The organism is Aestuariivirga sp. (assembly GCF_044239095.1).
In the GTDB taxonomy this organism is placed as follows: domain Bacteria; phylum Pseudomonadota; class Alphaproteobacteria; order Rhizobiales; family Aestuariivirgaceae; genus Aestuariivirga.
Genome location: NZ_JBIICB010000284.1, coordinates 1 through 5383, shown reverse-complemented (window position 1 = coordinate 5383; position 5383 = coordinate 1). Strand labels below are relative to the sequence as shown.

Annotated in this window: 6 protein-coding genes and 2 pseudogenes; 7 read left to right on the top strand and 1 reads right to left on the bottom strand. The window is 62.5% G+C overall.

Annotated elements, in window-relative coordinates; genetic code table 11:
- The 6 genes and pseudogenes from ACILRA_RS19210 to ACILRA_RS19185 all read left to right on the top strand — a co-directional run.
- Positions 1-785, top strand: a pseudogene (locus ACILRA_RS19210) (hypothetical protein); the annotation flags it as partial.
- Positions 786-795: 10 nt separating this feature from the next.
- A complete protein-coding gene (locus ACILRA_RS19205) occupies positions 796-930 on the top strand; it encodes a hypothetical protein (RefSeq protein ID WP_395663666.1) in 135 nt (44 codons plus the stop codon).
- A gap of 149 nt (positions 931-1079) precedes the next feature.
- Entirely contained in the window at positions 1080-1487 is a 408-nt protein-coding gene (locus ACILRA_RS19200; protein WP_395663665.1) for a hypothetical protein, read from the top strand.
- A gap of 127 nt (positions 1488-1614) precedes the next feature.
- Positions 1615-2073 carry a hypothetical protein gene (locus tag ACILRA_RS19195; protein ID WP_395663664.1) on the top strand — a complete coding sequence of 153 codons (459 nt, stop codon included), beginning with the start codon at positions 1615-1617 and terminating at the stop codon, positions 2071-2073.
- Positions 2073-2219 (top strand): annotated as a pseudogene (locus ACILRA_RS19190) (excisionase family DNA-binding protein); the annotation flags it as partial. The gene ACILRA_RS19195 and the pseudogene ACILRA_RS19190, both read left to right, overlap by 1 nt.
- Positions 2220-2251: 32 nt before the next feature.
- Entirely contained in the window at positions 2252-3355 is a 1104-nt protein-coding gene (locus ACILRA_RS19185; protein ID WP_395663663.1) for a site-specific integrase, read from the top strand.
- 301 nt (positions 3356-3656) lie between these two features.
- Here ACILRA_RS19185 and ACILRA_RS19180 read toward each other — a convergent pair whose 3' ends face one another.
- Positions 3657-5099, bottom strand: a complete 1443-nt coding sequence (locus ACILRA_RS19180) for a YdiU family protein (protein ID WP_395663662.1) — start codon at positions 5097-5099, stop codon at positions 3657-3659.
- 129 nt (positions 5100-5228) lie between these two features.
- Here ACILRA_RS19180 and ACILRA_RS19175 point away from each other — a divergent pair.
- Positions 5229-5383 (top strand): adenosylhomocysteinase (locus ACILRA_RS19175; protein WP_395663667.1); only part of this gene is annotated, 155 nt, incomplete at its 3' end.

The following is a 5383-nucleotide window of genomic DNA, read 5'->3' as shown; positions in this document are numbered from 1 at the left end:
GCGGCAAGGTCAATCTGCAGGCGTCACAGGCCGACCTTGACGCGCTGCTGAACTCCGCCGGTGGCGGAAGCGGTGCCAAGACGGGTGGAGGCGGTGGCGGGAAAGCTGGCAATGGTTCAACCTCGTCGAGCCCGTTGCAGAATTCTCAACTTCCGCCGATCTTTCCCCCTGGCACCATTGATGACATTTACGGCGCTGGCGACGCCCTGCAGTCCTTCTCGGACCAGGTGCAGCAATCCACGTCGCTCACCTTGGGGCTTACTGACGGCTTGGCCTCAGGCCTCGCATCATCGCTTACCGGCATCGCATTCTCTGCGCATTCCGCCGGTGATGCATTTGAAGGTCTCAGGCAGTCGGCCATGAATGCGCTGCAGAGTATCGCGGAACAGCTGCTCAACAGCGGCCTTAACATGCTGCTCGGCGGGCTGGTGCCGGGCGGCGGCCTGCTCGGCGCGCAAGGGCTCGGCAGCTTCGGTGGCTTCTACGCCAACGGCGGCACGCTCGGCGCTGGCAAGTGGGGCATCGCTGGCGAGGCGGGCCCTGAGATCATCCACGGCCCGGCAAGGGTGACGCCGATGGACCGCGCGGGCGGTGGTGGCGTGAAGGTGAACATCATCAACCAGACCGGGGCCAAGGTCACAACCGAATCGCAGCGCGCGCCGGATGGCTCAATCAACATTCGGGCACTGATCCAAGACGAGGTTGTCGATACCTTGGGCGGAGGCCGCGCCGCGCGTGTGATGGGCGGACGCTACGGAGCCCGGATCATGCCGCGGCGGACGTGACCCGCCGGAGATGGGCGAGCTATGGACCGCGCTGCTGCAAGCCGTCCATATGCTCGGGTGGCCATGGCTCGCCATCGCGATCGGTGAGCTGGTGTTCTGGATTGTCTATTGGCGCATCGACAAGGGGCCGCCGCGAAATTTGTAACGATTGCATTTCGGAAACCGGCCACATTGCGCGGTGAGGATGTTCTGAAGGTTGAAAAGCCCGCCCGTCTGTGGCAGCCTGAAGCGGACCGAAGGGAAGGTTGCAACTCCCCTTCGGCCCTAACCAGTCAACCTTATGAGGAGGCCAACATGGCTGATCTTGCACTTAACGCTGTCGAGATTTTTTCGCAAAGAGTCCAGTGGCTGGATGCCGCTCTTGCCCCAGACATGCCCGATCTGTCGCGCCTTTCGCTTCGGGAACTCGACATGCTGTTTGAACTCCACATGGCTGTTACCGAAGCCGCAAAAGCGACCTGCAACCAACCTCGATGCACTCACGAGGTCGAGCGAATTGTCGACGAGACTGAAACCCGCTCCTGGCATTACATCAACACCATTGCCTTGGAGGCCGCATCACGGAAGCCGGAGCCTGGCAGCGATGACGAGTTGATCCGCGCGCAGATTACGCTTCGGGCTTTGTTCGAGAAGGAAGACCTTGACGTGATGATCCTCCAGCTTGCCGACGAAATCAGGGCGGGCAAGACCGGCGCAGCCTGACGCACAGGCTCGACCTATCCACAGGCCGGGGCGGGCGACTGCTCCGGCCTTCTTCTTTGGGTTGAATATTTCTCTTGATCGAAATCTCGAACCGAGCCATGTGAGATTCACCAAGGGAGATTCTCACATGCCGACGCTTACCGATATCTGCCGCGCCGCGAAACTGGACCGGGATACCCTCAACACACTTGAGCGGTCCGGACGCACAGCCGATTGGGGAGACCGGCAGTCGAAAGGCTACGCCATCCGCGTTGGCCTATTCGCGGCCTTGCGCGTGTCCGGTTTCCTCGCTCCGGCTGCCGCTGCGATGGCGCACAGCATGGCTGGGCAGGAGTTTCCGAGGCTTCTGATTCGCGGACCGCTCGAAGGACCGGCGGGAACCGAACGCCGGGTCTATTCCAACGCGCTCGACAATGCACCGCTGCAAGACCTCTTCGAGTTGGCTGCAGCTGACACAGGCCGCCAGGTCATCGGCGACGGGCCTCCCGATCCCGAGCTCGACGCGGTGCCGAAGGCGGACGTGCTGGTCGTGATCGACGTTCCCGCGGTCGTTCGGCGCATGACGCGGCTTTTCGAGGAGGCGTGATGCACGAGCTCGGCAAGCTTGAAACACCCCGGCAGCTGGCGGAACGTGTCGGCCTGTCGGAAGGCGCGATTAAGCGATTGATCGATGACGGCAGGCTTCCCTTTGTCGAGGTGGGAAAGCGGCGCCGCATCCCGCCCGGTGCCTGGCAAGAATATCTGGACAACTCCACGGTGAGACAATGCCGAGACGCAACGAAGGTCCCAAGCTCAAGTTTCTCGCCAAGCGTGGCTGCTTCTACATCGTCTGGACCGAACACGGACGCAGCCGCGAGCGCAGCACTGGCACGGCAGACAGCGCAGCGGCTCAAATCGAGTTCGCGCGATTCCTCCAGCGGTTCACGCGCAAGCTCGGCCCCCGTGATCCATCTGAAATCCTGATGACGGATATACTCACCGACTACCTGGAGAAGCTCGAGGCCAACGGCAAGGATGGCGAGCGTGCAGCCTATGCCGTCACTCCCCTGTCGGAGTTCTTTGCCGGCCGCAGTGTCGCGGAGGTTCCCGGACTCGTGGATGCCTACACTCGCTGGCGCGGGCGATCCCTGTCAACCGTTCGCCGCGAATTGGGAGTCGTGCAGTGTGCAATTCGTGAAGCGCTCTTGGATCAAAAACTCACCCGGCCCGTAGCCTTGAAGAGGCCCCCAGAGTCACCCCCGAAAAGTCGCTGGTTGACGCGATCCGAGGCCGCGATGCTACTTGCCGGTGCCTTGGGCTTCTCCCCTGTCGCTTACGATGCTGCCACTCGGTTACCCTCGAAGTGGTCTCGGGTATCGAGGCCCCAATATCACCTGGCGATGTTCATCTTGATCGGACTGTATACCGGGCGACGCAAAGAGGCGATCTTGTCGCTGCGCTGGAGCAAAGTTGATTTCGAGCGCCGCCGCATGGATTTTCTACGCGACGGCCTTCCAGAGACCAAGAAAAAGCGAGGTGGCTGCCGAATTCCTCCCCGCCTGTTGCCGCACCTGAAGCGCGCGAAGGGCCATCCTCATAACGTTGGCCACGTGATCATTTGGTCAGGCAACAGCATCGACGATCTCCAAACGTCTTTCAGTAGCGCTGCCGCTCGCGTCTATCTCAAGGGCATCTCGCCACACACTCTGAAACACACAGCGGCTTCGTGGCTGATGCAATCCGGCATGGACGTCTTCAAGGCTTCGGAGTTCCTCGCGACCAGCGTGCAGACGCTGCTGAAGCATTACGCGCATCACCGTCCAGATCACCAGGACGAAGCCGCTGAGGCTATCGGCTCGCGTCCGGGGAATGTCCGGAGAATCCGCTGATGTTTTCGAAAGGTTCACGCTCTTTTTTGCCACAACAACCCAATGAAATCAGAAAGAAAGGCGAGATGTACAAAACTCCGAAGGCAGAGGTCACAGGTTCGAATCCTGTCGGGTGCGCCATTTCCGAACAAAATCACTCACCTTTCCGGTGGCGGTCTGCTGGCCTGCGATCACGGCTGCCAGGCTGGCCTTCCCGGCGCGGTGAACTTGCCTCACGCCTCTTTTCGCTGAAGGCCGCGGGAGAAGACATCAGAAGTCACACGCGATCCATTTGACTGCCTGCCGCCGTTTCCAGAGGCCGTCAGGTTCCGCAGAAGGTGCGGTATGGTGTGTCCGTCTCTTTGGGCGGTTCGGCATAGCTTTCCGCGCCTGGCTGTTCCTCGTAAGGCGTCATCAGGACACGGTGCATGGCTTCGAAGGGCGTGAAGTCATCGTGCTCCGCTGCAGCCTTGATCATTTCTTCAACCCGGTGGTTGCGCGGGATATAGGCCGGGTTCACGGAGCGCATCAGGGCGCGCCGCTCCTCCGGGCTTTGCGGGTCGCGCGCCAGCCGTGCGCGCCATGCCGGCAGCCATTCTGCGAGGGCGGCTGGCTCCTGCCCATTGCTCAGTGCACGGAGCGTGAGGGTGAAATCGGCCCGTGCCAGCTGCATCGCATCGAGCAGCGCCTGGATCAGGTCGAGGTCGCCGTCCTCCTCCGTGACGAGGCCGATCTTCCGGCGGAAGCCCGCCAGCCAGTGCCTTGTGTAGATGGCCGGAAAGCCCTCGATCCGCTCAGTGGCGATACGGATCGCTTCCTCCCTGCTTTCATGCAAAAAGCCCAGCAGCGTCTCGGCGAGGCGCGCGAGGTTCCACTGCGCGATGGGCGGCTGGTTGGAATAGGCATAGCGGCCGTAGGAATCGATCGAGCTGAACACCGTCGCCGGGTCATAGGCATCCATGAAGGCACAGGGGCCATAATCGATGGTTTCGCCAGCAACGCCCATGTTGTCCGTGTTCATCACCCCGTGGATGAATCCCACCTGCACCCAGCGCGCGACGAGCGCTGCCTGCGCGTCCATCACCTGGTCGAGCAGGCCCAGAGCCGGGGTTTCGATGCCCGAGAGCTGCGGGTAGTGCCGCGCGATGACATGGTCCATCAGTGCTGAAAGCGACTCCTGGTCGCGGCGCACCGCGAAGAACTGGAAAGTCCCCACCCTGATATGGCTTGAGGCCACCCGCGTCAGCACCGCGCCCGGCAGCACCGCCTCGCGATAGACCCTCTCGCCCGTGGCCGCGGCCATGAGCGCGCGGGTCGTGGGGATGCCCAGCGCATGCATGGCCTCGCTCACCAGATATTCACGCAGCACGGGGCCCAGTGCCGCCCGGCCGTCTCCCCGCCGGGAGAAGGGGGTGGGGCCTGCTCCCTTCAGCTGGATGTCGCGGCGCCTGCCCTGCCGGTCCACGACCTCGCCCAGCAGGATTGCCCGCCCGTCACCCAGCTGCGGCACGAAGTTTCCGAACTGGTGGCCGGCATAGGCCTGGGCAATGGGTGCCGCACCGGCGGGAAGGACATTCCCCACTGCCATCTCCGGGGTGAGGCCCGCCGGATCGATGCCGAGTTCAAGGGCCAGCTGCGTGTTGACCTTGATGAGCCTCGGCGCCTCGACAGGCGTTGGCAGAACGCCCGCATGCATGGCGCCCGGCAGCCGGGCGTAGCTGTTGTCGAAGGCGATGGAGGGTCCGGTTTGGTGCAAGTGTGTCATGGCCACAATATAGGCCCATGCGATGGAAAGTTCCTCTTCATCACAACATAAAGATTTCTTTATGTGCGCATGGACAGGGGCGCCCGCCGCTGCTATAGGACCGCGCGATCCAGGAGATGAGGACAGCCCATGACGAGCACCCGCCACGACTATCACGTTGCCGACATCACGCTTGCGGACTGGGGCCGCAAGGAAATCGACATGGCCGAGGTCGAAATGCCAGGCCTGATGGCGACGCGGGCCGAATACAAGGCGCTGCAACCGCTGCGCGGCGCCCGCATCTC